Origin of the sequence: Pseudomonas abietaniphila (assembly GCF_039697315.1) — a bacterium.
GTDB lineage: Bacteria > Pseudomonadota > Gammaproteobacteria > Pseudomonadales > Pseudomonadaceae > Aquipseudomonas > Aquipseudomonas abietaniphila_B.
On sequence record NZ_CP155619.1, the window covers coordinates 455326 to 481006 of the forward strand.

The 25681-nt window shown below is 60.2% G+C and carries 26 protein-coding genes; 10 read left to right on the plus strand and 16 right to left on the minus strand.

Annotation, left to right across the window (positions count from 1 at the left end; all coding sequences use genetic code 11):
• Nucleotides 1–204: 204 nt before the first annotated feature.
• Complete coding sequence (locus ABDX87_RS01940; RefSeq protein ID WP_346831327.1) at nucleotides 205–1497, plus strand: MFS transporter; 1293 nt, start codon at nucleotides 205–207, stop codon at nucleotides 1495–1497.
• On the opposite strand, the gene ABDX87_RS01945 is transcribed toward ABDX87_RS01940, so the two are convergent.
• From ABDX87_RS01945 to cydP, 5 genes are read right to left on the minus strand one after another with little or no spacing between them, the layout of a single operon-like run.
• A complete protein-coding gene (locus tag ABDX87_RS01945; RefSeq protein WP_431061302.1) occupies nucleotides 1485–1724 on the minus strand; it encodes a cyd operon YbgE family protein in 240 nt (79 codons plus the stop codon). The genes ABDX87_RS01940 and ABDX87_RS01945 overlap by 13 nt on opposite strands.
• 52 nt (nucleotides 1725–1776) lie before the next feature.
• Entirely contained in the window at nucleotides 1777–1893 is a 117-nt protein-coding gene (cydX, locus tag ABDX87_RS01950) for a cytochrome bd-I oxidase subunit CydX (RefSeq protein WP_346831329.1), read from the minus strand.
• 11 nt (nucleotides 1894–1904) lie between these two features.
• Nucleotides 1905–3047 (minus strand): cytochrome d ubiquinol oxidase subunit II, encoded by a 1143-nt coding sequence (gene cydB, locus ABDX87_RS01955; protein WP_346831330.1) that lies wholly within the window; start codon nucleotides 3045–3047, stop codon nucleotides 1905–1907.
• 10 nt (nucleotides 3048–3057) lie between these two features.
• Nucleotides 3058–4647, minus strand: coding sequence for a cytochrome ubiquinol oxidase subunit I (locus tag ABDX87_RS01960; protein ID WP_346831331.1), 1590 nt, complete (start codon nucleotides 4645–4647; stop codon nucleotides 3058–3060).
• Nucleotides 4644–4841 carry a cytochrome oxidase putative small subunit CydP gene (cydP, locus tag ABDX87_RS01965; protein ID WP_346831332.1) on the minus strand — a complete coding sequence of 66 codons (198 nt, stop codon included), beginning with the start codon at nucleotides 4839–4841 and terminating at the stop codon, nucleotides 4644–4646. The genes ABDX87_RS01960 and cydP overlap by 4 nt, the downstream gene beginning before the upstream one ends.
• A 321-nt stretch (nucleotides 4842–5162) precedes the next feature.
• Between cydP and ABDX87_RS01970 the strand changes: the two genes are divergently transcribed.
• The 3 genes from ABDX87_RS01970 to ABDX87_RS01980 are packed head-to-tail and all read left to right on the plus strand — an operon-like array spanning nucleotide 5163 to nucleotide 8048.
• A complete protein-coding gene (locus tag ABDX87_RS01970) occupies nucleotides 5163–5933 on the plus strand; it encodes a substrate-binding periplasmic protein (RefSeq protein WP_346831333.1) in 771 nt (256 codons plus the stop codon).
• A gap of 2 nt (nucleotides 5934–5935) precedes the next feature.
• Nucleotides 5936–7282, plus strand: a complete 1347-nt coding sequence (locus ABDX87_RS01975; RefSeq protein ID WP_346831334.1) for a GGDEF domain-containing protein — start codon at nucleotides 5936–5938, stop codon at nucleotides 7280–7282.
• Nucleotides 7283–7298: 16 nt separating this feature from the next.
• Entirely contained in the window at nucleotides 7299–8048 is a 750-nt protein-coding gene (locus ABDX87_RS01980) for a substrate-binding periplasmic protein (RefSeq protein ID WP_346831335.1), read from the plus strand.
• 30 nt (nucleotides 8049–8078) lie between these two features.
• Here ABDX87_RS01980 and ABDX87_RS01985 read toward each other — a convergent pair whose 3' ends face one another.
• Nucleotides 8079–8690 (minus strand): glutathione S-transferase, encoded by a 612-nt coding sequence (locus ABDX87_RS01985; protein WP_346831336.1) that lies wholly within the window; start codon nucleotides 8688–8690, stop codon nucleotides 8079–8081.
• A 274-nt stretch (nucleotides 8691–8964) separates the two neighbouring features.
• On the opposite strand from ABDX87_RS01985, the gene ABDX87_RS01990 reads away from it, so the two are divergent.
• Both ABDX87_RS01990 and ABDX87_RS01995 read left to right on the plus strand, forming a co-directional pair.
• Nucleotides 8965–10629 carry a phosphoethanolamine transferase gene (locus ABDX87_RS01990; RefSeq protein ID WP_431061202.1) on the plus strand — a complete coding sequence of 555 codons (1665 nt, stop codon included), beginning with the start codon at nucleotides 8965–8967 and terminating at the stop codon, nucleotides 10627–10629.
• 6 nt (nucleotides 10630–10635) lie between these two features.
• Nucleotides 10636–11460, plus strand: coding sequence for a helix-turn-helix transcriptional regulator (locus tag ABDX87_RS01995; protein WP_346831337.1), 825 nt, complete (start codon nucleotides 10636–10638; stop codon nucleotides 11458–11460).
• Between the two features lies 1 nt (nucleotide 11461).
• Here the strand turns inward: ABDX87_RS01995 and ABDX87_RS02000 are convergent, their stop codons facing one another.
• The 4 genes from ABDX87_RS02000 to ABDX87_RS02015 all read right to left on the minus strand — a co-directional run bounded on the left by ABDX87_RS02000 (nucleotide 11462) and on the right by ABDX87_RS02015 (nucleotide 16541).
• On the minus strand, nucleotides 11462–12049 hold the full coding sequence (locus ABDX87_RS02000; protein ID WP_346831338.1) for a LysE family translocator: 588 nt from the start codon (nucleotides 12047–12049) through the stop codon (nucleotides 11462–11464).
• Between the two features lie 100 nt (nucleotides 12050–12149).
• Nucleotides 12150–13610, minus strand: coding sequence for an MFS transporter (locus tag ABDX87_RS02005; protein ID WP_346831339.1), 1461 nt, complete (start codon nucleotides 13608–13610; stop codon nucleotides 12150–12152).
• A gap of 1057 nt (nucleotides 13611–14667) precedes the next feature.
• The gene (locus ABDX87_RS02010) at nucleotides 14668–16101 is read right to left on the minus strand and encodes an NAD-dependent succinate-semialdehyde dehydrogenase (RefSeq protein ID WP_346831340.1); all 1434 of its coding nucleotides are present in this window, start codon (nucleotides 16099–16101) and stop codon (nucleotides 14668–14670) included.
• A gap of 143 nt (nucleotides 16102–16244) precedes the next feature.
• Nucleotides 16245–16541: an ArsR/SmtB family transcription factor gene (locus ABDX87_RS02015; protein ID WP_074749710.1), complete on the minus strand. Its 297-nt coding sequence runs from the start codon at nucleotides 16539–16541 to the stop codon at nucleotides 16245–16247.
• A gap of 376 nt (nucleotides 16542–16917) precedes the next feature.
• Here ABDX87_RS02015 and ABDX87_RS02020 point away from each other — a divergent pair, with 376 nt between their 5' ends.
• Both ABDX87_RS02020 and ABDX87_RS02025 read left to right on the plus strand, forming a co-directional pair.
• Nucleotides 16918–18420: a nucleobase:cation symporter-2 family protein gene (locus ABDX87_RS02020; protein ID WP_346831341.1), complete on the plus strand. Its 1503-nt coding sequence runs from the start codon at nucleotides 16918–16920 to the stop codon at nucleotides 18418–18420.
• 58 nt (nucleotides 18421–18478) lie between these two features.
• Nucleotides 18479–18958 (plus strand): LEA type 2 family protein, encoded by a 480-nt coding sequence (locus ABDX87_RS02025; RefSeq protein ID WP_346831342.1) that lies wholly within the window; start codon nucleotides 18479–18481, stop codon nucleotides 18956–18958.
• 45 nt (nucleotides 18959–19003) lie between these two features.
• On the opposite strand, the gene ABDX87_RS02030 is transcribed toward ABDX87_RS02025, so the two are convergent.
• The gene (locus ABDX87_RS02030; protein WP_346831343.1) at nucleotides 19004–19930 is read right to left on the minus strand and encodes a carbon-nitrogen hydrolase family protein; all 927 of its coding nucleotides are present in this window, start codon (nucleotides 19928–19930) and stop codon (nucleotides 19004–19006) included.
• Nucleotides 19931–20022: 92 nt separating this feature from the next.
• Between ABDX87_RS02030 and ABDX87_RS02035 the strand changes: the two genes are divergently transcribed.
• Nucleotides 20023–20940, plus strand: a complete 918-nt coding sequence (locus tag ABDX87_RS02035; protein WP_346831344.1) for a LysR family transcriptional regulator — start codon at nucleotides 20023–20025, stop codon at nucleotides 20938–20940.
• Nucleotides 20941–20944: 4 nt separating this feature from the next.
• Here the strand turns inward: ABDX87_RS02035 and ABDX87_RS02040 are convergent, their stop codons facing one another.
• Nucleotides 20945–21202: a hypothetical protein gene (locus ABDX87_RS02040; RefSeq protein WP_346831345.1), complete on the minus strand. Its 258-nt coding sequence runs from the start codon at nucleotides 21200–21202 to the stop codon at nucleotides 20945–20947.
• Between the two features lie 216 nt (nucleotides 21203–21418).
• Here ABDX87_RS02040 and ABDX87_RS02045 point away from each other — a divergent pair, with 216 nt between their 5' ends.
• Entirely contained in the window at nucleotides 21419–21736 is a 318-nt protein-coding gene (locus tag ABDX87_RS02045) for a DUF883 family protein (protein ID WP_346831346.1), read from the plus strand.
• A 141-nt stretch (nucleotides 21737–21877) separates the two neighbouring features.
• Here the strand turns inward: ABDX87_RS02045 and ABDX87_RS02050 are convergent, their stop codons facing one another.
• The 4 genes from ABDX87_RS02050 to ABDX87_RS02065 all read right to left on the minus strand — a co-directional run bounded on the left by ABDX87_RS02050 (nucleotide 21878) and on the right by ABDX87_RS02065 (nucleotide 25639).
• Nucleotides 21878–22372 (minus strand): hypothetical protein, encoded by a 495-nt coding sequence (locus tag ABDX87_RS02050; protein ID WP_346831347.1) that lies wholly within the window; start codon nucleotides 22370–22372, stop codon nucleotides 21878–21880.
• Between the two features lie 98 nt (nucleotides 22373–22470).
• Nucleotides 22471–22824: a hypothetical protein gene (locus ABDX87_RS02055; RefSeq protein ID WP_346831348.1), complete on the minus strand. Its 354-nt coding sequence runs from the start codon at nucleotides 22822–22824 to the stop codon at nucleotides 22471–22473.
• 112 nt (nucleotides 22825–22936) lie between these two features.
• Complete coding sequence (gene dctA / locus ABDX87_RS02060) at nucleotides 22937–24286, minus strand: C4-dicarboxylate transporter DctA (RefSeq protein WP_346831349.1); 1350 nt, start codon at nucleotides 24284–24286, stop codon at nucleotides 22937–22939.
• 180 nt (nucleotides 24287–24466) lie between these two features.
• Entirely contained in the window at nucleotides 24467–25639 is a 1173-nt protein-coding gene (locus tag ABDX87_RS02065) for a mandelate racemase/muconate lactonizing enzyme family protein (RefSeq protein ID WP_346831350.1), read from the minus strand.
• Nucleotides 25640–25681 lie beyond the last annotated feature (42 nt).

Here is a 25681-nt window from a genome sequence, read left to right on the forward strand (position 1 = left end):
GGTCGTGCAGCCCACATACCTTCAGCGCCTGATCAATCTTTCGCGCATGAATTCGCGCCCACAGGTTCTTGGCGAGTCGACGTTGTGCCGTACACTCACGAAACATCCCGAAATATCCTCTTGACGAAACCCGTGCTTCTGAGCGTTCATATTGGCGCACGGTCATACTCTATTTTTCGCTTTTCTGCTCCTCGGGGAACACTCATGGTTTCGTCGGTTCTTGCAGCCTCGCTCTCGCGTCGCCGCATTCATTACAGCTGGGTCATTCTGGCCGTCACATTCCTGACCATGCTGGTAATGGCAGGTGCGGTCGGTGCTCCCGGGGTGTTCATCAAGCCGCTGGAGGCAGAGTTTGGCTGGGACACGGCCGAAATCTCTTCGGCGCTCGCGGTGCGTTTTGCCCTGTTCGGTCTGGTTGGACCGTTCGCGGCCGCCTTCATGAACCACTTCGGTGTCCGCAAGGTTGTGCTGACAGCCCTGACACTGGTCGCCAGCGGCATGATCCTGTCGCTGTTCATGACGCAGTTCTGGCAACTGGTGGTGTTGTGGGGATTGGTCGTGGGCTTCGGCACCGGACTGACGGCCATGGTGCTGGGAGCAACGGTTGCCACGCGCTGGTTCTCGCAACGCCGCGGCATGGCGATGGGCTTGCTGTCCGCCAGCTCCGCCACCGGTCAACTGGTGTTCATGCCGATGCTCGCCAACCTGACCGAGCATTTCGGCTGGCGGACCGCGCTGACCTGCATCTGTGTCGCCATCGTGATCGCCGGCGTTGCCGTGCTCGCGCTGATGCGCAACCGCCCTGCCGACCTGCAACTGCCGTCCTATGGCGAGACCGACATACAGCCGGTGGTGGCCAGCAATCAGACGTTCGCCGAACTGCTGGTCACGCCGATCAAGGTGCTGCGTGACGTGGCCGGGACCTGGACGTTCTGGGTGCTGTTCATGACGTTTTTCATCTGTGGCGCAAGTACCAACGGCCTGATTCAGACTCACTTCATCAGCCTGTGCGGCGATTACGGCCTCATCGCCACCACTGCAGCGGGCATGCTCGCGGTCATGGGGATTTTCGATTTTATCGGGACCATCGGCTCAGGCTGGTTGTCGGATCGCTTCGACAACCGCTGGCTGCTGTTCGGCTATTACGGGCTGCGCGGGGTGGCGCTGATCATCCTGCCGTTCTCGGATTTCACGGTGTACGGCCTGTCGTTCTTCGCCCTGATCTATGGCCTGGACTGGATCGCCACCGTACCGCCAACGGTGAAGCTGACGGTACAGAAGTTCGGACCTGAGCGTGCCAACATTGTCTTCGGCTGGATTTTCGCCGGCCACCAGTTGGGCGCCGCCTTCGCCGCTTTCGGTGCCGGATGGACACGCACGCATTTCGCCAGCTACCTGCCGGCCTTCTTTATCTCAGGCCTGCTGTGCGTCATTGCCGCGTTGATCGCGCTGTCCATTCTGCCGGTCCTGAAAACACCAAAGGCTCAGATCCACTGACGCGCGAGTACCCACAACCCAAACCCCAGGGCCATAAAGGCCCACGCCAGCAGCGGGTGGAACACCACCCGCCACGCCAGCGCCCGAGGTTCGAAGCCGACCCCGTGCACGTAGCCTGCGGCCACGCCCCACATGATCAGCATCAACAGGCTGTGGGAATAATGGCCCTGAGTATTGAGCATGGATGCCGGGTGGATCAGCAGCACCAGACTCAAAGGCACCGCCATCAGCAGGGACAAGACCCGGCCGATGGCATGCCTGTAGGGAGCGGCCAGCGCCTCAGCGGTCACGACCGTTCTCCCGAGCCCGGGCGTCCGCAGCCTCCAGCCACAAGGCGTTGATGATGCCGAAGCTGCAGGCCAGCAATACGCCAAGAATCCAGGCGAAATACCACATGACGATTCTCCTTAGTAAAGACCGTGAGGGTTGTGCTCGATGTGTGCGGTGGTGACCGTGCCCCACATCCTGGCGTAGCACCACAGGGTGTAGCAGAGGATCAGCGGCACGAAGATCGACGCCGCGATGAGCATGATGATCAGGGTTTTATGGCTGGACACTGCGTCCCATGCGGTCAGGCTCGACGCCGGGTCCAGACTCGACGGCATGACGAACGGAAACAGTGCGAAGCCTGCGGTGCACAGTGCGCCGACGATCGCCAGGCTGCTGCCCAGGAAGGCCGTTCTGCCCTGCCCCGCGCTGGCACCCAGCAACGCCAGCAGACCACCGAAAATCCCCAGCAACGGCGCAATGACGGTCAAAGGATGCGCGTGATAGTTGGCCATCCAGCCAGGGTTGGTCGCCGCGACGGTCTTGGCCAACGGGTTCAGCGCGGCGCTGGGGTCAAATGTCGAGGTGATGGCCAGGCCCTGAATGCCGCCGAACAGCAGCCAGGCACCTGCGCCAGTGAACGCCAGCAAGAACACCAGTGACAATCCTTGCGCGGCACGCCGCGAACGACGGGCAATCGCGCCCTCGGTGCGCATCATCAACCAGCTGCCGCCGTGCAGGCCGAGCATGCTGAGGCTGACCACGCCCGCCAGTAATCCGAACGGGCTGAGCAGTTGCCAGAAATTACCCTGATAGCTTGAGCGCAGCGTGTCATCGAACTGGAAAGGCACGCCCAGCAGCAGGTTGCCAAAGGCCACGCCGAATACCAGCGACGGCACCAGCCCCCCGACGAACAGGCCCCAGTCCCAACTCTGCCGCCAGCGGGTGTTTTCCAGCTTGCTGCGGTAATCGAAGCCCACTGGGCGCACGAACAAGGCAAACAGCACCAGCAGCAGCGCCCAATACAGGCCGGAAAACGCCGCCGAGTAGACCAGCGGCCATGCCGCGAACAGTGCGCCGCCGGCGGTGATCAACCACACCTGATTACCGTCCCAGTGCGGCGCGATGGTGTTGATCACTACCCTTCTCTCGTTGTCATTGCGACCGACAAAAGGCATCAGCATCGCCGCGCCCAGGTCGAAGCCGTCAGTCAGGGCGAAACCGATCAGCAGCACGCCGACCAGCACCCACCAGATCAGTTTGAGTGTTTCGTAATCGAACATCGTGTGTTCCTCAGGCCAGCGTCGGTTGGGGTGCGGCGGACACGTCAGCGTCGCGTCGTTCGAAGTGATAGCGACCGGTGTGCAAGCTGCTTGGGCCGAGTCGGGCGAACTTGATCATCAAGTACATCTCGATGATCAGCAGCACGGTGTAGAAACCCACCAGCGCCAGGATCGAGCCCAGCACGTCGCCCGACGACAGCGTCGACGCCGACAGGTGCACCGGCAGCACTTCACCGATCGACCACGGCTGACGACCGTGCTCGGCAACCCACCAGCCGGTCTGCGTAGCGATCCACGGCAGCGGCAGGCTGAACAGCGCCCACTTGAGCAACCAGCGCTTGCTGGATTCGTTCTTGCGCGCTGAGGCCCAGAAGGCACAGGCAAACAACAGCAGCATCAACACGCCGCTGAGCACCATCACGCGGAAGGTCCAGAAGATCGAGGCGACGTGAGGAATGGAATCCAGCGCGGCCTGATGAATCTGTTGCTCGTTGGCGTCCACCACCTTGTCGGTGTACTTCTTCAGCAACAGGCCGTAACCCAGGTCTTTCTTTACGTCGTTGAAGGCGGTGAGGGTCTGCTGGGTCTTGTCGCCGGCCCGCAGCTTGCCCAGCAGGTCGTATGCGACCATGCCATTGCGGATGCGGGCCTGATGCTCGCTGACCAGGTCCTTAATGCCGGTGACTTGTTTGTCCACCGAGCGCGTGGCGATGATGCCCATCACATACGGAATCTTCACCGCGTAATCGGTGCGCTGCTCCGCCTGGTTCGGCAGACCGAACAGCGTGAACGCAGCAGGCGCCGGTTCGGTTTCCCACTCAGCCTCGATGGCGGCGAGCTTGGTTTTCTGAACGTCACCGATTTCGTAACCGGATTCGTCGCCCAACACGATCACCGACAGGATCGAGGCCATACCGAACGCCGAGGCAATGGCGAACGAGCGGCGCGCGAAGCCGATGTCACGACCTTTGAGCAAATACCAGCTGGAAATCGCCAGCACGAAGATCGCGCCCGTGACGTAGCCGGAAGCAACGGTGTGAACAAACTTGACCTGTGCGACCGGGTTGAACAGCAGGTCGCTGAAACTGGTCAGTTCCATGCGCATGGTGGTGAAGTTGAATTCGGCGCCGACCGGGTTTTGCATCCAGCCGTTGGCGATCAGAATCCACAAGGCCGACAGGTTGGAACCGATCGCCACCAGCCACGTGACGGTCAGGTGCTGCACGCGGCTCAGCCGGTCCCAGCCGAAGAAGAACAAGCCAATGAAGGTCGACTCAAGGAAGAACGCCATCATGCCTTCGATGGCCAGCGGCGCGCCGAAAATGTCGCCCACGTAATGGCTGTAATACGCCCAGTTGGTGCCGAACTGGAATTCCATCGTCAGGCCCGTGGTCACCCCCAGGGCAAAGTTGATGCCGAACAGCTTGCCCCAGAATTTAGTCATGTCCTTGTAGACCTGTTTACCGGTCATGACGTAGACCGACTCCATGATCGCCAGCAGGAAGGTCATGCCCAGCGTCAGCGGGACGAACAGAAAGTGGTACAGCGCGGTCATTGCGAACTGCAGCCGAGATAAGTCGACGACTGATTCCGAAATCATTTTGGGTTCTTCTCAGGAAGTTCGGGAGGGGCGCCCACGACATGCAGGCCGGCTTGCACCCCGTCGTCCCTGACCTCGACCGGAGCGTCGAACCAGACGCTGCGAATCGCCATCAGCAAGACGAGTTTGATCAACAGGATCAGACCTATCTCTTTCGCCAGCGGGTGTTTGAGGAAATCGAAAGGACCGGGCATGTTGAGGACTCGTCGGGGTGCGGGGTATTTTTCCTACAGCCTCGTCCGAGACCCTTGATCTGGGTCAAAAAACGCAGAATCCGCCGGTGTGGCAGAACGCCACAGGGTTACGCCCTGCCAACTGTGTCCTCGGGGTCATCAGACGCTGGAAACGCGCAACTGATAACCCAGAGCACCACATGATGAACGGCAGATAAAGCTCTCAAGTGCCGGATTAATCAGCCGATATCGTGGTTGTACGAAGCAGTCTGGTCGTGTTCCTTTTCCGATGTCCGTCCGGAATCGGAAGACCTTGCGACTGCAGCCATGAGGTAGCCGTCCATGACACCCCCTGTTCTCCGTCGCCTGGCCCGCCGCGTGCTTGATCACGCCGTATGGCTGTGCCTGAGTGTTTTGGGGGTTCAGGCCGAACCGATTCGCATCGTCACCGAAGAGTTGCCGCCCTATAACATGACCCGCGACGGTCAGCTGACCGGGATGAGCACGGAGGTGGTGCAGGCGGTACTGAAGGAGGTAAACGTCCAGGCAACCATTCAGTCGATGCCATGGGCGCGCGCCTACGACCTGGCGCTGCACGACCCTGACGTCCTCATCTATTCCATCACCCGCACGGCCGAGCGCGAGCACCTGTTCAAGTGGGTCGGCACCATCGCCTCCTCTCGTTGGTACATCTATTCTTCGTCTGCCCATCCGGTCACCCTCCTGGACCTGAACGACGCCCGCGACTGGCAGACCGCAACGGTCAACGAAGACGTGGGCGAGCAATACCTCATGAGTCAGAAGTTCTTGATTGGCCAGCAACTGCAGTCCAGCAACCGATACGAGCTCAACTATCAAAAGCTGCAAACCGGGCACGTCGACCTGTGGATCTCCGACGAATTGAACGCCGACTACCTGGCCCGCCAGGTCGGCGACGACCCAGGCCGCACGCTGGTGCAGTCATTGCGCGTGCCCGCGCTGGAAGAAGCAGGAGGGTTCAACATGGCTTTCAGCGCAGGGACGGCGGATGCTACTGTTCAGCTGTTTCAAAAGGGCCTGAACGCCATTCGTGAGAACGGAACCTACGATGCTATTGCGCGGAAATGGAATTGAGCATGCTCGCAGAGTCCGAATCGAAACTCCCTGAACATTTCGCTGTGCGGCCTCGCACCGGCTCGCTGGCGCGCCGGTTGGTGATGGCGACACTGGCGTTTTGTGTGCTGTTCACGGTCGCCACCGTCACGGTGCGCACCTGGTTTGCCTGGAGCAACAACCTGGCGACCATGAATGCCGAATTGAACCTGATCGATCAGGTGTTCCAGGGCACGCTGTCCAAGGCCGTGTGGGAAATGGACAGCGAAGCCTTGCAGGCCCAGATCGACAGCGTGGCGCTGGCCGCTCCCGTCGGGCGTGTCGAGCTGCGCATCCTTCGCCCAGGCCGTGCGGCCGAGGTGCTGGAGCGTCAGCATCCGGGGCATACCGGCTCGATTCTCGCCCCGGCGTTGCATCGCCAGTTGATGGTCACTCCCTACCCCGGCGCCAACGAAGTGGTCGGCGAGTTGATCATCGAGGGCGACGAAAGCCTGCTCTGGAAGCGCCTGTGGAAAGAAGTCGGGATCATCATGCTGACCCAGATCATCCAGTCGCTGGCCCTTGCCGGTCTGATCATGGGCATGTTCAACCGTTCGGTGACGCTGCACGTACGTCGCATCGCCCGTCACCTGGAACAACTGACGCCGCAAAACCTCAAACAGCACCTCGCGCTGGAGCGACGGGGTAACGCCAGTGACGAACTGGACCTGTTGGAGGCCGGGGTCAACGATTTGCAAGACAAGCTGGCCAACCACCTGGAGCGCCAGACCCGCGACGAAATCGCCCTGGCCGCCAGCCGCGACCAACTGGCCGAGCTGGTCGAACAACGCACGGCGCAGTTGAAGGCGGCGAACATCCGTCTCGAAGCCCTGACCCGTTTCGACCCATTGACCGGCCTTGCCAACCGCCGGCATTTCGACGAGCTCAAGGAGCTGGAATTCAACCGTGCGTTGCGCCACCAGCAACCGTTTTCGGTGCTGATGTGCGACATCGATTTCTTCAAACTGTACAACGACACCTACGGCCATGCGATGGGCGACCAGTGCCTGCGCGACGTCGCACTGACCATGAGCGCGCTGTTTTCCCGGTCGGGTGAACTGGTGGCGCGTCTGGGCGGGGAAGAATTCGCGGTGCTGCTGCCAGGCCAGAACCGGCAGCAGGCACTGGACTCTGCGGAGCGTCTGCGTGAACTGCTGGAAAATCAGAAGCTGCCCCACAGCGCGTCGGCGGTGTCGCCCTACGTCACGCTGAGCATTGGCATCGCCGAACTCGACGCGGCGACCATGGATCGCTTCGACCAATTACTCCAAAGCGCCGACAAGGCGTTATACCGGGCCAAAAGTCAGGGCCGTAACCGGTGCGTGATCTGATCAGGGAGGATCTGACATGAGCAATGCCTCACACTCGATCAAACAGGGCTGGCGCGCTGCCGCAGCGACCGTGCTGGTGCTGTTCTGCCTGCAGGCTCAGGCCGAGCCGCTGCAGGTGGTCACCGAAGATTCGTCGTACAGCGAATTGCGCGACGGCAAGGTCGTAGGGGTCGCGAGTGAAATCGTCGAGCAGACCCTGGCCAAGGCCGGCGTCACCGAGTACCACATGGCCCTCTATCCCTGGGCGCGCGCCTATGACATGGCGCGACTGGAAGCCAACGTGCTGATCTACCCGATCATTCGCAGCGCCGAGCGCGAGCCGCTGTTCAAATGGGTGGGCGAACTGGATCAGGTCACGCCGATGTTCTACAAACTGCGTGAACGTCGCGACGTCGTGGTCAAGAGCCTGCAGGACGCCAAGAACTACAGCGTCGGCGTGGTGCGTGATGACTCGCGTCAGGAATACCTGGAGGGCAAGGGTTTCAGCAAGATGGTGGTGTCGTCCAACAACCTCGACAACCTGCGCAAACTGCTGAGCGGACAGGTCGCGCTGGTACCGTTGCCGGAACGTGAGGCACGGGAGCAGTGCGCAGACCTGCACATCGCCTTCGAAGACCTGGAAAGCGTGTACACGATTGACGAGCTGTCCAAAGGGCTCTACGTCGCACTGAGTCTCAAGACGCCTGACGAGACGGTCAAACGCATCACCGCCGCCTTCGCACAATTGAAAGAGGACGGGACGCTGGCGAAGGTCATGGCGCAGTAGACCCGGGTTGGCCGGATCTAACGCGCCGGCCTACACCATCGGCAGGCTTTTGAAGATGTCCAGTCGCTCGGCCTCTGACGCGAACGCCGCCAGGACCGGATAGGACTCGGCGCTGGCCTGATCGGGCACCACCAGTTGAATGAACGACCAGCCGACGGCGATGCTGATGCCGTCCTGACCGATGTCTTGACCTGCACTCAACGGCCGCTCGATCAGCTCCCGCTCAAGTTCCGCGCACGCCGTTTTCAATTGCTCGCTGACCCGCTCGACCCACGGTGCATGCTGAATCTCGGCCGGCCGCAGGTTGCGTTCGTAATAAATCTGCACGGCTTTCTCGTAAGCCACCAAGGCCAGCCCGGTCAGACGCAGGGTTCGTGCCCGCTCCGCCAGTGCCACAGGCATCAACCCATTGCCTGCGCCCTTAAGACACTCGACGTAATCAAGAATCAGGCTGGACTCCATGAGCACCTGGCCGTCATCGGTGATGAACGTGGGCGCCTTGATGACCGGATTGAGCTCCCTGAAACGCTCCATGCCTCGAAACACCGAGACCGACTCGTGTTCGAACGCAATGCCCATACGCTTAAGACTGACCGCGACCCGCCGAACGTAAGGCGAATCCAGCATGCCGATGAGCTTCATCCCGCACCCTCCTGTTAAGCAACGACATCAAGATACTGGCACTTTTTTGTGACGATGTTTCGCAGGCTAGCAAAAAGGCTCTGGCACGCCACTCTGCCTGTTGAAAAATACGTGAGTGTCCTCACAGTTCGTCTACGCTGTTTCACAAAGTCTTCACAAACATTCTGAAAAACTCCGCGCGACCTACGCCTCCCCCATTAATCCACCTGTCATCGACAGGTTTGTCCGACGTGCCGGTCGCAAGGATAGGACCGTTTTGGCGCACGTGCGGGCCATGTTTCGAGTAGTGCTTTATATGGAAATGCGTTCAAAGCTGAAACCGGTTACCTCCACTCGCCTCGTCATGCTGTTCTCCCTGTCTCTGGTTGCCTTTTACAACCTGGCGACATGGCATGCCCTGGTCGGTCTGACCCAGCTGCAAGGCATCAAGGCGATTGCGTTCTACGCCTCTTTTGCGTTCTTTCTCTGGGCCGCCATTACGCTGCTGCTGACCCCCTTCTCTTTCAAACCCACGCTCAAGCCCGTGCTGAGTCTGGTGGCGCTGTGCTCCGCCTCGGCGGCCTACTTCATGAACACTTACGGCATCACCATCGACACCGTGATGATGCAGAACGTGCTGGAAACCAACCCCGGCGAGGCCAAGGCCCTGATCAGCGGCAAGCTGTTCCTGTACCTGGGCTTGCTGGGTGCGTTGCCCATTGCCGTGATCTGGATGATCCCGGTCACCTATCGCCGTGTGCTGCCCGGTCTGGTCAACAAGGTGCTGGTGTGCATCGGTTGCGTGCTGGTGATCGCCGCCTCCGTCGGACCGTTCTATTCCACCTACGCGCCTATTTTTCGCGATGAAGACAAGCTGACCCACTTCATCAACCCGACCAATTACATTTACGCCATCGGCAAGCTGACCAAGCAGACGGTCGCGATCAAGGAAACCGTTAAGATCCAGGCCGTCGGTGAAGATTCGGTACTCAGCGCAGAAGCACAGCAGCGGCCGAAAAAGAGCCTGATGATTTTCGTCGTGGGTGAAACCGCCCGCGCCGACCATTTCTCGCTCAACGGTTATGCGCGCGACACCAACCCGGAATTGAAGAAGCAAGACATTCTCAACTTCACGCAAGTCGCCTCCTGTGGCACCTCGACCGCTGTGTCGGTGCCGTGCATGTTCTCCAAGTTTCCCCGCAGCGATTACAGCGACAAGAAAGGCAAGACCTACGAAGGCCTGCTGGACATGCTGCGGCGTGCGGGGTTGAAGGTCGTGTGGCTGGACAACAACAGCGACTGCAAGGGCACCTGTCTGCGCGTGCCGCACAGCGACATTCCAAAAACCCAGCCGAGCCCGTTCTGCGACGGTCAGAACTGCCTGGACGAAGCACTGCTGGTGGGTTTGCAGGACTACATTGACTCGCTAAAAGATAACGCCATCATCGTGCTGCACTCCGACGGCAGCCACGGCCCCGAATACTACGATCGTTACCCGAAAACCATGGAGCGCTTCACGCCGGTCTGCCACACCAACCAGTTGGGCAGTTGCACGTCGGATGAGCTGAAAAACGTTTACGACAACACGATCCTGTACACCGACCACTTCCTGTCGCAGACCATCGAGCTGCTCAAGCGCAATCAAGACAAAGTGGACACCTCGATGATCTACGTCTCGGACCATGGCGAGTCGCTGGGTGAAAACGGTGTTTACCTGCACGCCGCGCCGTACGCCATCGCCCCAAGCGCGCAGACTCACGTGCCGATGGTCATGTGGTTCGGCAACCAGACGCTGGAAGACGCCAGCATCGACCGCAGTTGCCTGGCGGCCAAGCAGAACCAGCCCGACCTGAGCCATGACTACATGTTTCATTCGGTGCTAGGCTTGCTCGGCGTCAACACCACCGAATACCAGCCGGCCCTCGATATTTTCCACAGCTGCAAGCGCAGCAAAGGATGACCTGACATGACCCTCCAGAACCCGGTGAACCACGCAGCAACACCGGTGTTCTGGAGGGACGCGCAGCTACCTTTCATCGAGGCGCGCTCCATCGCCGATGGCCGCAAGGTCTGCTATTCGCGCCATTCCCACGACGTGTTTTCCATCGGTGCCATCACCTCCGGGCACAGCACCTACCTGCACGAAAAGCACGAACAGCGCATCAGCACGGGCACCGTGGTATTGATGAACCCTGGCGATGTTCACGCGTGCAACCCCATTGACGATCAGCCTTGGTCGTACCTCATGCTGTACGTCGATGCACAGTGGCTGGGCCGGGTTCAGCAGGCGTGTGGCATCGATGGGTTTCGCCCGATTCCGGCCATCTCCAGTACCGATGCGGCGCTTTTTTCAGGGCTGCTGGATCTGCATCGGACGTTGATCGACCCGGGGCTGGATGCACTGGAAAAACACGAAGCGGCCATCGCCTTCTTCACCCTCCTGCAACAACGGTTGGGAGGTGCGGACGCACCGCTGAAGAAGGTCAACGCCAAAGTGGAACGCGCGGCGCAGTACATCAACCGGCATTTTCTGCGCGCCATCCGCCTGGAAGAAATCTGCCAGGCGGCCAACCTGTCGGAGGCGTACCTGATTCGCGCGTTCGAGCAGCATTACCACATGACGCCCCACGCCTACCTGATCAACCGGCGCATTCAGCATGCCCAGGCGCAACTGCGCGAAGGCGAGCCGATTGCCGACATCGCCCAGCAGAGCGGGTTTTCCGATCAGGCGCATTTCCAGCGGGTGTTCAAAAAGCACCTTGCCGCGACACCGGGCCAATACCGTCAGTGATTCAGACGTAAAGCAATGAAACGGCACACCCGGCCAGCAACGCCGCCATGCTGCGGTTGAACACCCGGATGCGATGGGCACTGCGCAGGTAAGGTCCCAGAAACGCACCGGCATAGGCCCAGCACGCGACGGACAAGAAGCAGACAACAAAGTAAACAAGCGCAAACAGACCGATCAACCGCGCTTCGCCATCCGCGACAAACGCCCCCATCCCCGCCACTGCCGCCAGCCATGCTTTGGGGTTGAGCCACTGCATCGCTGCGCCATGCCAGAACGACGGCCGGCGGGTGGGTTTGTCGACGTTGAGGCGGCCGTCGTCCATCGCCAGTTTCCACGCCAGGTACACCAGAAACGCCATGCCCGCCCAGCGAATGATGTCGGTCAGCATCGGGTACTGATGCAGCACCTCGTGCAGACCAAAGCCGGTGAAGATCAGCAGCACCACAAAGCCGACCGTCGACCCCATCACGTGTCGCAAACTGGTAACCAGCCCGAATTGCGCCCCACTGCTCAACGCCACCACGTTGACCGGGCCGGGTGAAATGGAAGCCGCCAGTGCAAAAGTCGCCATGGAAATCATCAGGTTCATTACAGCCGTTCTCCGTTCAATGAATGAACGGGGACGTTAAAGAACAGGACGCACGGCGTATTGAAGAAAACTGACCAGTGCACCCTTGCCCGTCCGTGGATCAATCGCTGGCTTGCGACAGCGGGCGCGCCACCTCTTCCAGCGACTTGCGTTCCGACGATACGCCCCAGATTGCCTGCACAGTCGCTGCCAACAGCATTAACGCCGCACCGATCAGATAGCCCACGAACACCGGACCGCGTTGATGGCTGTCGATCAATTCGCCAAACAGCGTGGGACCGACAATCCCGCCCAAGGCTGTGCCGAAGGCGTAAAACACGGCGATCGCCAACGCACGAATCTCCAGCGGAAAGGTTTCGGCCACCGTGAGATAGGCCGAACTGGCCGCCGCTGAAGCAAAGAAGAAGATGATCATCCAGGCAATCGCCTGCTGGGTGACGCTGAACAGACCCTGCTCGAACAGGTAGCCGCTGATGCTGAGCAACACCGCAGAAATCGCATAGGTGAGGCTGATCATGACGCGCCGTCCGATCACGTCGAACAGGCGCCCCAACAGTAATGGCCCGCAGAAGTTGCCCAAGGCCAGCGGCAACACGTACCAGCCAATCGACGCCGACGGCACTTGATAAAACTCGGTCAGGACCAGTGCGTAGGTGAAGAAGATCGCGTTGTAGAAAAATGCCTGGGCGGTGAGCAGTGTCAGTCCCACCAGCGCGCGTTGCCGATAGGTGTTGAACAAAGTGTCGAAGATCTCTCCCAGCGGCGTGTGGTCCCGGGCGTGAAGGCGCAGCTTCTGGCCGGTGGGCGTCGACAGCTCATGCCCCTGCTGACGGAAACGTTCTTCGATGCCCTCGACAATCACCCTCGCCTCCTCAGCCTGACCATGGATCAGCAACCAGCGTGGACTTTCCGGCAACCACAGGCGCATCAGCAGAATCACCAATCCCAGCACGGCCCCGATCCCGAAGCATAAACGCCAGCCCAGATCGCCACCGATCCAGTCAGGATCAAGCAGCAGTATCGACCCGCCTGCGCCCAGGGCCGCACCAATCCAGAACGTGCCATTAATGGTCAGATCGACCCAGCCGCGAAAACGCGCCGGGGTGAATTCCTGAATCGTCGAATTGATCGCCGTGTACTCGCCGCCGATGCCCATGCCGGTGAGAAAGCGAAACAACATGAAGCTCCACAGGCTGAACGAAAACGCCGTGGCGGCCGTCGCGCTGATGTACAGCGCCAAAGTGATGAAGAACAACTTGCGCCGCCCCAGCCGGTCGGTCAGCCACCCGAAAAACAACGCGCCAAGCACGGCCCCGGTGATGTAAGCGCCGCCCGCCAGACCGATATCGGCATTGGTCAATCGCAACACCGGACTTTCTTTCAACGCGCCGGACACCGACCCGGCCAGCGTGACCTCCAGTCCGTCGAGCAACCAGGTGATGCCCAGCGCAAACACCAGCAAGGTATGAAACCGCCCCCACGGCAACCGGTCGAGACGCGCCGGGAGGTCTGTTTCGAACAGCTTGCCCTTGCCCTGCTGCGATTCGGATGGAGTGCCCATGGTGCTCATGCCTGATCCTTGCGCCAGTGATCGGGGTGATCTCTGGCTTGAGAGTCCGGCGCTTGGGCGGGAGTTCAGACAAAACGCAGTGGGGCTCGCTTGGAGCAGGTACAGGCTGCCACATTTTCAGCGGCTGAAACTCAGCCTTCGTCCAGATGCGGCCCAGACCAAGCTCGCTTGTATGGTGTGCATTTCCACTACTTGAGGTGACGCTGATGGTTTGGTTTGGTTTGTCCTAACGGCCAAACTGTTCCGCCTTCGGCGGGTTACTTGAAAAGACCCCAAGTAACCAAGGGTCTGAGGCTCCCGGTTTGGCCCGACTTCGTCGGGTCCCTTCACTCCGGCGACGCTCCGTGGACCCGCGCTGAACGGACATCCATGTCCTAGCAGCGCTCTCGCGGCATCCATGCCGCTCGGCCCACTCCACGCCGCCTGCGTTCAGCCTGCACCCAAGTCGCGTTTTGTGGTGTCTGGGCTGCTGCGGTATGAAGATCAAGAGCCACAGCGCGCTTTGCGCTGCTTAGATTCAACACTTCAATCATTGAATAAACATAAGCCTGTGGGAGTTAGCTTGCTGACGAATTCGATGTGTCATTCACCCTTGATGAAACTGGCTCATTCCTATCGCGAACAGGCTGATGGTTCCCACGCTCAGCGTGGTAACACATTCAATGACGCTCTGCGTCATCCGGGATACAGCGCATGCTGTCAGGCTTTGCGATTCTCAAGAAACCGACTGACCGCACTGGTTTGAGAACCATAGAATCTCCCACAGGGAATGTGGTGTGCCCGATACCTGGAACGGACCTGGCGGCGATAGCAGAGGTTGCCTGCCATGCCCGGGCCGACCGTAAACCTGTGGGAGTGAGCTTGGCCTGGGCGGCATTCCGACGAAGAGGCCGGGACAGCCTGCCACATTTTCAGCGGCTGAAACTCAGTCTTCGTCCGGATGCGGCCCAGCCCAAGCTCGCTCCCATCGAGTGCGTGTCGCTCGGGATGTCCCACAAAAAAGCCCACCATTGGGTGGGCTCTCTGTCTGGATACAGCCGTCTAAGCCTTACAGGTTGAACACCGTCACCAGCTTGGTGTTCAGGTACGCTTCGATCGCCTCGGTGCCGCCTTCGGAGCCGTAACCGGAATCCTTGACGCCGCCGAACGGCACTTCCACCAGGCCGATGCCCTGATGGTTGATCGACAGCATGCCGGCTTCGATGCGGGTGCTGAGGATGTGGGCGGTTTTCATCGAGGTGGTGAACGCGTAGGACGCCAGACCGAACGGCACGCGGTTGGATTCCTTCACGGCGTCCTCGACGGTGTCGAATGGCACCAGCAACGCCAGTGGACCGAACGGTTCTTCGCTCATGACGCGCATGTCAGTGGTCAAGCCGCTGAGGACGGTTGGCTGGAAGAAGTAGCCCGGGCCGTCGATGGCCTTACCGCCGGTGTGCAGCGTGGCGCCTTTTTCACAGGCATCGTTGATGAGCGCTGTCAACGCTGGCGCGCGCCGTTCGTTGGCCAGAGGGCCCATGGTGACGCCCTGCTCCAGACCATTGCCGACTTTGACCTCGTGGGTCAGGCCGACGAACTTCTCGACGAACGCATCGAACACGCCGCGCTGCACCAGAATACGCGTCGGAGACACGCAGACCTGACCGGCATTACGGAACTTGGCGCCTGCCAGGGTGCGCGCCGCCAGATCGATGTCGGCATCGTCGAACACCAGTGCCGGCGCATGACCGCCCAACTCCATCGTGGCGCGTTTCATGTGCTGACCGGCCAAGGCGGCCAGCTGCTTGCCGACGGGCGTAGAGCCGGTGAAGGTGACTTTCTTGATGGTCGGGTGGGCAATCAGGTAGCTGGAGATCTGTGCCGGATCGCCGTAGACCAGGCCGATCACACCCGCAGGTACGCCAGCGTCGATGAAGGCGCGGATCAGTTCCGCAGGCGAAGCCGGGGTTTCTTCCGGCGCCTTGACGATGATCGAGCAACCCGCCGCCAGTGCAGAAGACAACTTGCGCACCACCTGGTTGATCGGGAAGTTCCACGGGGTGAATGCGGCGACCGGGCCGACCGGTTCCTTGATGACTTTCTGTTCCACAGAGACGTTGCGCGACGGCACCAGGCGGCCGTACGCACGGCGGCCCTCTTCGGCCAGCCAGTCGACGATGTCGGCGGCGGCCAGGGTTTCCATGCGCGCTTCGGCCAGTGGCTTGCCCTGCTCCTGAGTCATGATGCTGGCGATGTTATCGACCCGGTCACGCAGTAGATTGGCGGCTTTTTGCATGATCTTGTAGCGGTCATACGCCGGGGTGCTGCGCCAGGTTTCAAAACCACGCTCGGCGGCGGCCAGCGCCTGATCCAGATCGGCGATGTTGGCGTGGGCAACCGTGCCCAGGGTATCGCCCGTCGCCGGGTTGATCACGGCAATGGTGCGGCCGTCTTCACTGGCTCGCCATTGGCCATCGATATACAGCTGAACGTCTGGGTACATAAGAAGCTCCGGATGCGCCTGCGCGAGGCGGGAGAATGGGAAAACAAGCCGGACAATTTACGGGCATATACCAGTAATGGTCAAGGCTGCTTTATAGGATGTCTGATGAGGATGACACGCACACATGACGAGCAAACGCTCCATCAGCAGAACTGCATGAGTTGCTCCGCGTACGCCTTCAACACTTCGCGCTGCATCAGGAAGCTGGCGTATTTGCCTTCGCGGATGGTGGAAATCAGACCGGCACGCTCCAGCTCCTTGGTGTGATGGGACACCGTTGCGGCGCTCACCGGATGCACCTTGAGCAACTCGGCGCAGGGCACCGGTTCGGTCGACTCGCTGATCTGGACCAGAATCTGATAACGCCTGCGATCCGCCAATGCCCGAGAGATCAAGGCGATTTGCAGATCGGTCAACGGAAATTGATGTGCAGTGCTCATGAAGAACAGTAAACCCCAGTTGGAACCTCCTTGTCGGGACCTTTTGGTTGAGAGTCATGCTGACCACCGCTGACTTTCCCCGAATGTCACACCCTGAGTTCGACGCCAGCAGACGACTCAGGTTCACCGGCGACAGAATAAGCGTCTAGCGCAGACCCGCGAAGTCTTTTCTGGCATTCTGCGCGCCCTTTTTACTACGACCGCGCGTCCCGCCCATGCCATTTTTTTGTACACAATTTACAAATGAATTGTTTTTCCATGTGTCGACATGTTGTAGAGTCGCAAAACCTGACCAGCTAGACAGCTTTTGTATACAGGTCAGGACAGCGTCACTTGCAAAGCCCATGACCGTATAAAAACAAATGGCAGGCTAAACATGACCACACCGCAAAGCAGCTCTTCGTCCCGCTCCGTGTCACCCAAGAACAGGACCGACCTGATCTACGGGCTCAACGACCGTCCACACTTTACCGCCGCGATATTTGCAGCGTTGCAACACGTGCTCGCGAGCTTCGTCGGCATCATCACGCCGACCCTGATCGTCGGCAGCGTGCTGGGACTGGACAGCGAAGTGCCCTACCTCATCAGCATGGCGTTGTTCGTGTCCGGCCTGGGCACTTTTGTCCAGGCCAAACGCTTCGGCCCCATCGGTTCAGGGCTGCTATGTTTGCAGGGCACCAGCTTTTCGTTCCTCAGCGTAATCCTCAGCGCCGGGTTTCTGGTGAAAAGCCGGGGCGGCGGCACCGATGAAATATTGTCGACCATCTTCGGCGTGTGCTTCTGCGCCGCCTTCGTCGAAGTTGCGCTGAGCCAGTTCATTGGCAAGCTGCGCAAGCTGATCACGCCAGTGGTGACTGGCACCATCATTACTTTGATGGGCCTGTCGCTGTTAAAGGTCGCGATGACCGACATGGCGGGCGGCTTCGGTGCTACCGATCTGGGTTCAGCCACCAACCTGGGTCTGGCTGCACTGGTGCTCGGTACCATTGTGATTCTCAATCGTTTCAATATTCCGTTGCTGCGCCTGAGCGCGATCATCATCGGCCTGACCTTGGGCTTTCTGGTGGCCTGGTACATGGGGCGCGTGGACTTCGCGCACATGCCGCAGGTGCCGGTCATGAGCATTCCGGTGCCGTTCAAATACGGTTTCTCGTTCGACCTGCTGGCGTTCATCCCGATCGCGGTGATCTTTCTGGTGTCTCCACTGGAAGCGGCCGGCGATCTGACGGCCAACTCGATGATCTCGCAGCAACCCGTCAGCGGGCCGGTTTACATTCGGCGGATCAAATCGGGCCTGTTGGCTGATGGTCTGAACTCGGCGATGGCCGCCACCTTCAACAGCCTGCCCATGGTCACGTTCGCGCAGAACAACGGCGTGATCCAGTTAACCGGCGTGGCAAGCCGCTACGTCGCGTTCTTCATTGCCGGGATTCTGGTGCTGTTGGGGCTGTTCCCGATCATCGGCGCCGTCCTGCAACTCATGCCCAAGCCGGTACTCGGCGGCGCGACGTTGATCATGTTCGGCACCGTGGCGGTCGCAGGCATCAAGATCCTGTCCGAGGCCGGGCTACACCGGCGCAACATGCTGATCGTGGCGATTTCGCTGGGGATGGGGTTGGGCGTCGCGGCGGTCCCGGAAGTGTTGCGTGAGCTGCCCAAAGCGTTGCACAACATCTTTGAATCGCCGATCACCGTAGGCGCGTTCTGCGCGATCCTGCTCAATATCTTCCTGCCGGAAGAGCATGCTGAAGACGAGCTGACCGAATTCGACCCCGAAGCCTCGACCCTCAAGGTGTTGCAGGACCCGGCACCCGACGTTGAAAAGAACGCCGAAACAGAACCTCTCCCCGCACAAGCGGTCGCACAGTTGAACCGCTAGGCTGGTTGGCAGGGACGCAGTCGCGCCCCTGCCTGGCCTCGGCAACTGGAGCATTACGATGCAATTACGTCCCCTTCGGACCTTTTTTGCCTGCTTACTGATTCTGGCGTTAAGCGCTTGCGCGCTGTTCCCCAACCGCGACCCGCTGAACATCAACGTGGTGGGCATCGAGCCCCTGCCCGGGCAGGACCTGGAAATCCGGTTTGCGGTGAAACTGCGCCTGCAGAATCCGAACGACACCGACATCCAGTATGACGGCGTCGCGTTGAACCTGGACGTGAACGGCAAGCTGCTGGCGTCGGGCGTCAGCGACCAGAAAGGCACGATTACGCGGTTTTCTGAAGGGGTGTTGACCGTGCCGGTGACGGTGTCGGCCTTCGCCGCATTGCGTCAGGCGGTCGGTCTGAGCGAGCAGCAGCGTCTGGACAACCTGCCGTACGAATTGCACGGCAAGCTGGCGGGCGGGCTGTTTGGCACCATGCGTTTCTATGACAGCGGGACCTTGAGCCTCCCGCAGCCAGCGAGTGGGAGTTGGTGAACTGCCTCAAAATCCACAGGCGGCATTGATCACGGAGATGCTCATTCAATCACTGACAAACCGCACGCCAGGCTTGGCGCGCTCATCCACGACCAGTTCGAAAACGTCCGGCCGGGAATAATGACCGACGACGTCGAAGTCGTACCGCGCGCGCACCAGTTCATCGGTGTCGATCTCAGCCGTCAGCAAGCCCTTTTCTCCAACCAGCGGTCCGGCCAGCACTTCTCCCATGGGGCTCACGATCACGCTGCCGCCATTGATCAATGGCCGCTCAGCCGGCCAGTTGGCCACGTCGATACCCAATGCCTGGGGCGACGCCTGCACTTGGCACGCACTGATCAGAAAGACCCGACCTTCCTGCGCGACATGGCGCATCGTGCATTGCCACATTTCCCGCTCATCTACGGTCGGTGCACACCAGATCTCCACGCCTTTGGCATACATCGCGGTGCGCAACAGCGGCATCTGGTTTTCCCAGCACACTGCCGCACCGATGCGCCCGGCCTTGGCATCGATGACCGGTAATGTCGACCCGTCACCTTTGCCCCAGATCAGCCGTTCGGTGCCGGTAGGCATCAGCTTGCGATGCTTGGCGACCAGACCGCCTTCCGGCTCGAAGAACAGCACAGTGCAGAACAGGCTGCTGCCCGCCCGCTCAATCACCCCGATGACCAGGCTGGCGCCGGTGCGGGCCGACATCTCGGCCAATGCGTCGGTTTCTGCACCGGGCACATCGATGGCGTTCTCGAAATAGCGGGCGAACGCATCACGCCCTTCCGGCAGCCGATAACCTAGCTGAGTACCGAAGGTTTCACCTTTTGGGTAGCCGCCGAGCAACGCTTCGGGCATTACCACAACGCTGACGCCGGCATCGCGGATGGCCGCTTCGTAAGACAGAATCTGCGCGAGCGTGTCGGCTTTGCCGCCGGGCAACGCGCCGATCTGCAGCGCAGCAACGATGGATTTGGGCATTGGAAAACTCCTGTTTGGCGGTATGAGGCATCTGTTGCCAATTGTCCTCCCGTCACCCAACATGAATAAAGCCCTGCTCAATTGTAAATGATATGAACCAGATGAATATCGCCGACGTCGACCTCAACCTGCTGAAAGTCTTTGAAGCCCTGCACGATGAAACCAGCGCCAGCCGTGCAGCGTTGCGCCTGGGCGTTACTCAATCGGCGGTCAGCGCGGCGCTGCGGCGTTTGCGCGACGTGTACGACGATCAATTGTTCATCCGCACTGGACGCGGCCTGGCCCCCACTCTGCGCGCCAATCAGCTCAAACCCGTTGTGACGGACGCCTTGAACAAGTGCCGACAGAGCCTGGCCATGGTCGACCCGTCAGGCGCACATTTCGAAGGTCGCTCGGTCGCGCTGGGGCTCTCGGACGATTTCGAGATGGCGTTTGGCAGGCGCCTGATGGCTTCCATTCGCGAACGAGCGCCCGGCCTCAGGTTGATCTTTCGTCAAACCCACAGCCAGATCGTCGGCGCGGCATTGATGGAGCGCAGCATCGATCTGGCGATCGCGTCAGGCGGGCTGGCCGACCGGTTGCTGAGTCGGCGGGTGTTGGGCGAAGGGAGCTATTTGTGTCTGGCCGATGCCGCGAGTTTGAGGCCAGGTCAGCAGGCGCTGACCCTGGAAGAGTTCATCGCCCGCGAGCAGATTCTGGTGTCGTCGGGCGGCATCATCGGCATGGTCGATGAAGGGTTGTCGAGTCTGGGGCTGACGCGGACGGTGTGCGCGTCCACCACGCACTTCGCGGCGCTGCCCTATCTGCTCAAAGGCACTGACGCGATCTCGACCATTCCAGCGCATGCGGCCGAAGCGGTGGCGCAATTATCGGGCCTGGCCCTGCTCGATTGCCCGTTGTCGATGCCGCGTTATCCCATCGAGCTGGGCTGGCGCACCAGCGCTCAGATGGACCCGGCGGTCATGAAAGTACGAGAAGCCATCGAGGCGCTGTTCAAGGACAGCGCCTGAACCCTCAACCTCGGGCAGCGGCCACCAGGCGATTGACCTCGGCACGGACCATGTTGGCAAATTCCGGCGGCGACATGGCGTCCAGCTCGGCCCGGACCCACTCCGACCATTTGCCCTTGCGCTTGGCGCGCTCGCCCATCAGCCGGGCGGCTTCGCCCTTGGCCTTGCCAAGGTTGCTCTGCCACAGCTCGAACAGACGGGACTTCTCGTCTTCGATTTCGGCGCGCTCGGCGAGAGTCTTGTTGGCCAGGTTGTAACTCATGACGTTTACCTCGGTCTGCAAAAACGGGTGTTCAAAAACAGGGCGCGCGATCCCGGGCCAGTGCTGACCCGAAAGCGTCAGCATCTTACACCTGACGGCACGGATGCCCGATTACATTCGTCGCACTTTTTACGCGCAGGCGCGAATACAGTGCAACTTTTCCGGACCCGCAAGACTCAATTGGTCACTGCCATCATCAACTGAAAGGAAATAACCATGGCTCGTAAAACTGCTGCCCAGACCGCCGCCGAACAGATCAAGGATCAGGCATTCAGCGAACTGGCTTCCCTGATTGAAGAGTCCGACAAACTGCTCAAGGACAGCGCTGCGCTGGTCGGCGAAGAGGCAGAAACCGTGCGTCAGCAGCTGAGCGTGAAGCTCAAACAGGCTCTGGAGTCAGTCGGCAGCGTGCGTGAACGCACCAAACCTGCCGTTGAAGCCACCGAAACCTACATCGGCGGCCACCCGTGGCAGACCGTGGCGATCTCCGCCGGTTTTGGTCTGGTTGTGGGTCTGCTGCTGGGTCGTCGTTGATTCAAACGAGGCCAGCCCTGTAGGAGCGCGTTTGCCCGCGATTGCGATGGCGCTGTATCAGCAAAATCTTCATTGGCTGACACGGCGAGTTCGCGGGCAAGCGCGCTCCTACGATTGAACACTCGGCAACCGTCAAGAATCTTAACCCTGCCGCTGCGGCACCACGCCTTGCAGCAATCGGCCGAAGTAATCCGCCGTAAACGCCAATGGCTCGGCGTCCTTCACACCCACGGTCTTTCTCAGCATCCAGTCCCTGCGGCCCGCATCCAGTTGCAAGCTGTATTTTTCCTGTCCATGCAGGCTCAGGCCGCTGACCGAAAGACTCACCTGCCCTTTCGAGCCCATCGCATCCGGCACGAACTCGACCGGATGAGTCCCCAGTGCAAAGCACATGCGGCGCGTCATGAACGGGGAGTTTTCGTCGGGATAACCTTTGTTCTGGGCGAGGTGCGGTTCGTATTCAAAACGGGTCTGCCCCGCTTCGACCAGGGGCGCGAGCCAGTCCTCGACCTGCTGATACAGGGCCTCGATGCTGGCGTTCCACTGCGTCAGGTCATCCCGAAAACGCTGATGCTTTTGTTCCTCAAAACGCTGGTTGGCGGACAGCAGTTCACTGAGGCGTTGAATCTCGTCCATAACGGCGGTTCCCGGTTCACGCGCTCGAGCATTCGAGCGCGTGAACAGAGGGTGGCACAGCAGGCCAGTGCTGTCGCGTCACATCGTCGGGAGAGGTCTCAGGATTTGGGCGGGATCACTTCCAGCTGCGACAGGCGATGGCCCTTGACCAGCGCGGCGTCGATATCGGTCTTGGCTTTTTCGGCGACTTCCTGAGATTCGAACGGCCCGATCATGACCACTTCCTTGCCCTCGACCTTGACCACGTAAGAAGGGTAATGGTGCTCGACCAGCCAGTACGTCATGTCACTCAACGCTTCTTTCAAATGAACGCGAATGGTCCATTGAGGTGACGCCGGGGTCGGTGCTTCTGCGACCGAGTCAGCGGTCGATACCTTGGGGGCTGGCGCGGGTTTGCCAGCGTCACAGCCTGCCAGCATCACTACCGCCACCATCATTGCCATCTTGCGCACGTCTGTCGCTCCTCGTCTGAAGTGACGAGAGTCTATCACCGCAGGCCACCGCGAGTTGTAACGGGAAAGGCCGACGACCGGTGAGTAACCACCGATCACCTGCCTCTGCGCATCACACCTGCGACTTTCCGACGCGGGCCGGGTTCAGCGCTTCAGCCCCTGACGTCCCGGCACCGGCGTGTTTTCCCGAACGCGCATTCATGGCGGCGATTTCCTGCGCGGCCTTGGCCTTGTCGAACGACCCGTCCCACTTGGCGATGGCGATGGTGCCGATACCGTTCCCGATCAGGTTGGTCACCGCCCGCGCCTCGTTCAGAAAACGGTCGACGCCCAGGAGCAACACCAGACCGATCATGGGGATGCCGTGGAATACGGACAGCGTGGCGGCCAGCGTCACGAAACCTGCACCCGCCACACCCGCCGATCCCTTCGACGTCAACAGCAGCACGCCGAGCACGGTCAGCTGGTCCCACAGGGTCAGTGGCGTGTTGGTCGCCTGGGCCACGAAGATCGCGGCCATGGTCAGGTAGATGCAGGTGCCATCAGAGTTGAACGTGTATCCGGTGGGCAACACCATCCCCACCACCGACTTCTCGCAGCCGAGCTTTTCCAGCTTGACCATCATGCGCGGCAACACCGCCTCCGTTGAGCACGTACCCAGGGTGACGAGGATTTCATCCTTGAAATAGCGCAGGAACTGCAACAACGGAAGGCCCGACCAACGCGCAACCGCCCCGAGGATCACCACGATAAAGACCAGCGTGGTGACATACAGCGCCACCAGCAACTGGCCCAGCGACAACAGCGTGCCGATCCCGTATTTGCCGATGGTGAACGCCATACCGGCGCCAGCCCCCAGCGGCGCTAGGCGCATGACCATGGCGACCACGCGAAACAGACTCTGCAACAGCATGTCGATCACATTGACCAAGGGTTTGACAGGCTCACCAATCTGCACGAGCGCCACGCCCATCAGCACCGAGACCAGAATCACCTGCAGCATCGCGCCTTTGGCAAATGCGTCGAACAGCGTGGTCGGGATGATGTTCATGAAGAACTCGATCACCCCACCCTGCGCAGCCGCCGCCTGGGTGTAGCCTGAAATTGCGCTGCCGTTGATGGTGTTGACGTCGATATTCATGCCGACGCCCGGCTTGAGAATATTGACCACCACCAGGCCGATGACCAGCGCCAGCGTCGAAAGCACTTCAAAATAAATCAGTGCCTTGGCACCGATACGCCCGACTTCCTTGACGCTGCCCATCTTGGCGATGCCCACCACCAAGGTGCCGAAAATGATCGGAGCCAGCAGCATCTTGATCAGTTTGATGAAGCCATCGGCGAACGGTTGCAGCTTGGCGCCAATGTCGGGAAGGAAGAAGCCGATCGCACCGCCAATGACGATACCGATCAGCACCTGAACGTAGAGCTGGGAATACCAGCGTGTCGAAGCCTGTTCCATGGGATGCCTCACTGTTGTTTTTGTATGAGGGGAAAGGACTGAGCGGATACTGCAGGTCTCTCTGTGGGAGCGAGCTTGCTCGCGAAGCGATCGGTACAGTCGCTGCATTGTCGGTGGTTGAACCATCGTCTTCGCGAGCAAGCTCGCTCCCACAAAAGAGCTATTGCCCGTCGAGGGAAATCAGGCGCCCTCACCCAATTCGCGCATCACCGCATACAGCGCCGACTTGGCTTCGAAGCCCACACCCGGGATATCAGGCAGGCCGACATAACTGTTTTCGACGCGAATGCCATCGGCGAATCCACCGAATGGCTGGAACACGTCTGGATAGGATTCGTTCCCGCCCAGGTGCAGGCCGGCGGCGATGTTCAGCGACATCTGATGACCACCGTGGGGCACGACGCGGCGGGAGGACCAACCCAGCTCCTTCATCACATCGAGGGTGCGCAGGTATTCCACCAGGCCGTAGGACAGTGCGCAGTCGAACTGCAGGAAATCGCGGTCCGGGCGCATGCCGCCGTGGCGCAGCAAGTTGCGGGCATCCTGATGGGAGAACAGGTTTTCGCCTGTCGCCATCGGCAGGTCGTAGTGATTGGCCAGTTCGGCTTGCAGTGCGTAATCCAGAGGGTCGCCGACTTCTTCGTACCAGAACAGGTTGTACGGTTTGATGGCCTCGGCGTACGCAATACCGGTCTTGAGGTCGAAGCGACCGTTGGCGTCGACCGCCAGGCGCTGACCATCACCCACCACCTCCAGCACCGCTTCGATCCGGCGCAGGTCTTCGGCCAGCGGCACGGCGCCGATCTTCATTTTGACAACGTCGTAACCGCGATCCAGATAGCTCTGCATTTCGGCTTTGAGCTTGGTCTGGTCCTTGCCAGGGTAGTAATAGCCGCCTGCGGCGTAGACCCACACCTTGTCGTCCGCCACGCCGTTGCGATAACGGTCGGCCAACAGACGATACAGCGGTTTGCCTTCGATCTTCGCGACGGCGTCCCACACGGCCATGTCAATGGTGCCGACGGCGACTGAACGCTCGCCATGGCCGCCCGGTTTTTCGTTCGTCATCAGGGTTTTCCAGATGGCGAACGGGTCCAGGTTGTTGTGTTCCTTGTCGATCAACGATTCAGGGTCGGCTTCCAGCACGCGGGCCAGGAACCGGTCACGCATCAGGGCGCCCTGGCCGTAACGGCCGTTGGAGTTGAAGCCGTAGCCGATGACCGGCTTGCCGTCGCGGATGACGTCGGTGATCACGGCGACGACCGAGCAGGTCATTTTGGAGAAGTCGATGTAGGCATTGGCAATCGGCGAGGCAATGGAAACGGTTTTCTCGCGGATATCGACGATACGCATGGGTAACTCCTATTGTTTTCTGAAGCGTTTTTCGAAAAGACG

Coding starts and splice junctions, on each gene's coding strand:
- ABDX87_RS02020 (WP_346831341.1), top strand. CDS start 16,918: ATGACCACACCGCAAAGCAGCTCTTCGTCCCGCTCCGTGTCACCCAAG.
- ABDX87_RS02045 (WP_346831346.1), top strand. CDS start 21,419: ATGGCTCGTAAAACTGCTGCCCAGACCGCCGCCGAACAGATCAAGGAT.
- ABDX87_RS02000 (WP_346831338.1), bottom strand. CDS start 12,049: ATGAACCTGATGATTTCCATGGCGACTTTTGCACTGGCGGCTTCCATT.
- ABDX87_RS01960 (WP_346831331.1), bottom strand. CDS start 4,647: ATGATTTCGGAATCAGTCGTCGACTTATCTCGGCTGCAGTTCGCAATG.
- ABDX87_RS02005 (WP_346831339.1), bottom strand. CDS start 13,610: ATGGGCACTCCATCCGAATCGCAGCAGGGCAAGGGCAAGCTGTTCGAA.
- ABDX87_RS02015 (WP_074749710.1), bottom strand. CDS start 16,541: ATGAGCACTGCACATCAATTTCCGTTGACCGATCTGCAAATCGCCTTG.
- ABDX87_RS02050 (WP_346831347.1), bottom strand. CDS start 22,372: ATGGACGAGATTCAACGCCTCAGTGAACTGCTGTCCGCCAACCAGCGT.
- cydP (WP_346831332.1), bottom strand. CDS start 4,841: ATGCCCGGTCCTTTCGATTTCCTCAAACACCCGCTGGCGAAAGAGATA.
- dctA (WP_346831349.1), bottom strand. CDS start 24,286: ATGGAACAGGCTTCGACACGCTGGTATTCCCAGCTCTACGTTCAGGTG.
- ABDX87_RS02040 (WP_346831345.1), bottom strand. CDS start 21,202: ATGAGTTACAACCTGGCCAACAAGACTCTCGCCGAGCGCGCCGAAATC.
- cydX (WP_346831329.1), bottom strand. CDS start 1,893: ATGTGGTATTTCGCCTGGATTCTTGGCGTATTGCTGGCCTGCAGCTTC.
- ABDX87_RS02030 (WP_346831343.1), bottom strand. CDS start 19,930: ATGCCCAAATCCATCGTTGCTGCGCTGCAGATCGGCGCGTTGCCCGGC.
- cydB (WP_346831330.1), bottom strand. CDS start 3,047: ATGTTCGATTACGAAACACTCAAACTGATCTGGTGGGTGCTGGTCGGC.
- ABDX87_RS02010 (WP_346831340.1), bottom strand. CDS start 16,101: ATGTACCCAGACGTTCAGCTGTATATCGATGGCCAATGGCGAGCCAGT.
- ABDX87_RS01940 (WP_346831327.1), top strand. CDS start 205: ATGGTTTCGTCGGTTCTTGCAGCCTCGCTCTCGCGTCGCCGCATTCAT.
- ABDX87_RS01980 (WP_346831335.1), top strand. CDS start 7,299: ATGAGCAATGCCTCACACTCGATCAAACAGGGCTGGCGCGCTGCCGCA.
- ABDX87_RS01945 (WP_431061302.1), bottom strand. CDS start 1,724: ATGGCGGTGCCTTTGAGTCTGGTGCTGCTGATCCACCCGGCATCCATG.
- ABDX87_RS02025 (WP_346831342.1), top strand. CDS start 18,479: ATGCAATTACGTCCCCTTCGGACCTTTTTTGCCTGCTTACTGATTCTG.
- ABDX87_RS01985 (WP_346831336.1), bottom strand. CDS start 8,690: ATGAAGCTCATCGGCATGCTGGATTCGCCTTACGTTCGGCGGGTCGCG.
- ABDX87_RS02035 (WP_346831344.1), top strand. CDS start 20,023: ATGAACCAGATGAATATCGCCGACGTCGACCTCAACCTGCTGAAAGTC.
- ABDX87_RS02065 (WP_346831350.1), bottom strand. CDS start 25,639: ATGCGTATCGTCGATATCCGCGAGAAAACCGTTTCCATTGCCTCGCCG.
- ABDX87_RS01970 (WP_346831333.1), top strand. CDS start 5,163: ATGACACCCCCTGTTCTCCGTCGCCTGGCCCGCCGCGTGCTTGATCAC.
- ABDX87_RS01995 (WP_346831337.1), top strand. CDS start 10,636: ATGACCCTCCAGAACCCGGTGAACCACGCAGCAACACCGGTGTTCTGG.
- ABDX87_RS01990 (WP_431061202.1), top strand. CDS start 8,965: ATGTTTCGAGTAGTGCTTTATATGGAAATGCGTTCAAAGCTGAAACCG.
- ABDX87_RS01975 (WP_346831334.1), top strand. CDS start 5,936: ATGCTCGCAGAGTCCGAATCGAAACTCCCTGAACATTTCGCTGTGCGG.